Origin of the sequence: Roseisolibacter sp. H3M3-2, assembly GCF_029211165.1 — a bacterium.
Taxonomy (GTDB): Bacteria; Gemmatimonadota; Gemmatimonadetes; order Gemmatimonadales; family Gemmatimonadaceae; genus Roseisolibacter.
The window spans coordinates 1-1309 of the sequence record NZ_JARGEK010000649.1; the positions used below are offsets into that span (position 1 = coordinate 1).

The following is a 1309-nucleotide window of genomic DNA, read 5'->3' on the forward strand; positions in this document are numbered from 1 at the left end:
CCTCGAGCGCGCCCGGGAAGTCCTCGAAGTCGTCCCCGCCCGCGCGCTGGCCGGCCGCGGCCCCCGCGGCGCCGGCGGCCGCCGGGCGCCCGCCGTTCGGCGCGGGGCGCGACGCGGCCGGCGCGGCGGCGTGCCGGCGGGGCGCCGAGAAGCTCTCGCCGCCGTCCATGTCGCCGCCCTCGCGACGCCCGCCGAGGAGGATGAGCTCCCGCACGTTGATCTCGGTGGAGTAGCGCGTCTGCCCGTCCTTGTCCTGCCACTGGCGGTACTCGATGCGCCCCTCGACGTAGATCTTGTCGCCCTTCTTCACGTAGCGCTCGACGATGTCGGCCAGCTGCGAGCCCTTCGTGTTCCAGACGACGCACCGGTGCCACTCGGTCTTCTCCTGCTTCACCCCCGCCTGGTCGTTCCAGGTGCGCGAGGTGGCCAGGGAGAACTGCGCCACGCGGTTGCCGCCCGGCGTGGCCCGCACCTCAGGATCGCTGCCGAGGTTCCCGATCAACGTCACCTTGTTCAAGCTTCTGCTCACGATATCCTCCCGGTTAGGTAAGTCCGACCTCGCAGCGTCACGGTACGCGGGGATCCGTCCGCGTCCCGTCTCCAATCTACGCGCCTCGGCGCGGATCGCCGCGTCGGGGGCGCCCTGCTAGCCCGCCGCGCCGGCGGGCAGGGAGAGCCTGAGCACCAGCGCGTCCTCCACCGGCGCGCGGTAGTAGCGCCGCCGGCGCCCCAGCTCCTCGAAGCCGCGCGACTCGTACAGCCGGCGCGCGACCGCGTTCGACTCGCGGACCTCCAGGAACACCTGCGCGGCCCCGCGCCGCCGCGCCTCGTCCAGCGCCGCGTCGAGCAGCCGGGCGCCGATCCCGCGCCCGCGCGCCGCCGCGGCGACCGCCACGTTGGCGACCTCCCCCTCGTCGAGGACGAACCAGGCGACCACGTAGCCCAGCGGGGCCCCGTCGTCCGCCACCGCGAAGAAGGCGTCGGGATTGTGGACCAGCGAGGCGAAGGAGTCGCGCGACCACGGGTCGCCGAACGACGCCCGCTCGATCGCCGCCACCGCCTCGACGTCGCCGTCGGTGGCGGGGCGCAGGCGCGCCGCGCGGCCCCCCGCCGTCCGGGCGCCGGTCACGCGACCACCGTCCCGGGCGCGTCGGCCGGGAGCGCGCGGCCGTGCTCCGCCTCCCAGCGCACCTGCGCCTCCGCCTTGCGCCCGTAGTCCGGCTCCCAGAGCGCGAGGTCGACCGGGGCCAGCGCCAGCGCGTCGGCCGGCCCCGCGCGACCGCCCTCGAGCGCCAGCGCGAACGCCGCC

3 protein-coding genes are annotated in these 1309 nt (G+C 76.2%); all 3 read right to left on the bottom strand.

Annotation, left to right across the window (positions count from 1 at the left end; genetic code table 11):
• On the bottom strand, window positions 1-529 hold a 529-nt coding region (gene ssb / locus PYV61_RS25425), incomplete at its 3' end, for a single-stranded DNA-binding protein (RefSeq protein ID WP_275836682.1).
• 117 nt (window positions 530-646) lie between these two features.
• Entirely contained in the window at window positions 647-1129 is a 483-nt protein-coding gene (gene rimI, locus PYV61_RS25430; RefSeq protein ID WP_275836683.1) for a ribosomal protein S18-alanine N-acetyltransferase, read from the bottom strand.
• The coding region (locus tag PYV61_RS25435) for a hypothetical protein (RefSeq protein ID WP_275836684.1) at window positions 1126-1309 on the bottom strand (184 nt) is incomplete at its 5' end. The genes PYV61_RS25435 and rimI, both read right to left, overlap by 4 nt.